This is a genomic window from Streptomyces millisiae, from assembly GCF_031845425.1.
Lineage (GTDB): Bacteria > Actinomycetota > Actinomycetes > Streptomycetales > Streptomycetaceae > Streptomyces > Streptomyces millisiae.
Window position 1 is genome coordinate 1 of sequence record NZ_JAVREM010000184.1, and the last position, 641, is coordinate 641.

Here is a 641-nt window from a genome sequence, read left to right on the forward strand (position 1 = left end):
GGTTGACATCGCGATCTCCTCCTCTCGAAACTACTGCGCCAGTGTCACTTTGACGAACTTGTTGACGCCGAACAGTTCGAACGCACGGCGTCGGCGCGCCGGCAAATGGAGTGATGCCTCAGGCAGATCAATGATCTCCGGCCTGGTGACCTCATGTGTCTCACCGCCGTTGGTGATCGTCGCCTGCCCGGCGGCGATCACGTTGCGCAGCCAGTCGACTCGTGGTCCGTACGGAAGCGGGATGAGGAATCCGCCATCGATTTTTTCGGCCACAACGGGTGTGGCGTAGCGCCTTCCCGACCTTCGGCCGGTATGGCGAATCACCGACGCGTACCAATGTTTGCGGCCGGCCAACTGCAACATCACCGGATTGAGAGCGTGCTTGTTGAAGGTACGCACCGCGTTGCGAATCGGCGTCACCGTGTCGTTGGACATACCTCGATGCTCGCGTGCTAGCACAGATGTCGACAGGGCCGAGCGGACCGGGTCCAGAGGACTTAAGGCCCCGTGCCACGGCCGCGGCGGCGGGGACGCGCTACGGCCCTATTCGGTTACGACAGACCGCGTTCGATGGGACTTTCGTCCCTAGTGGCGGCACTGCGGCGCGGAACCGAGCAGAAAGGTGCACACGCCCGAAGGAG

The 641-nt window shown here is 62.6% G+C and carries 1 protein-coding gene; it reads right to left on the reverse strand.

What is annotated here, in order from left to right; translation table 11 throughout:
* Positions 1–30: 30 nt before the first annotated feature.
* Complete coding sequence (locus RNC47_RS36115; protein ID WP_205866788.1) at positions 31–435, reverse strand: nitroreductase/quinone reductase family protein; 405 nt, start codon at positions 433–435, stop codon at positions 31–33.
* Between the last annotated feature and the right edge of the window lie 206 nt (positions 436–641).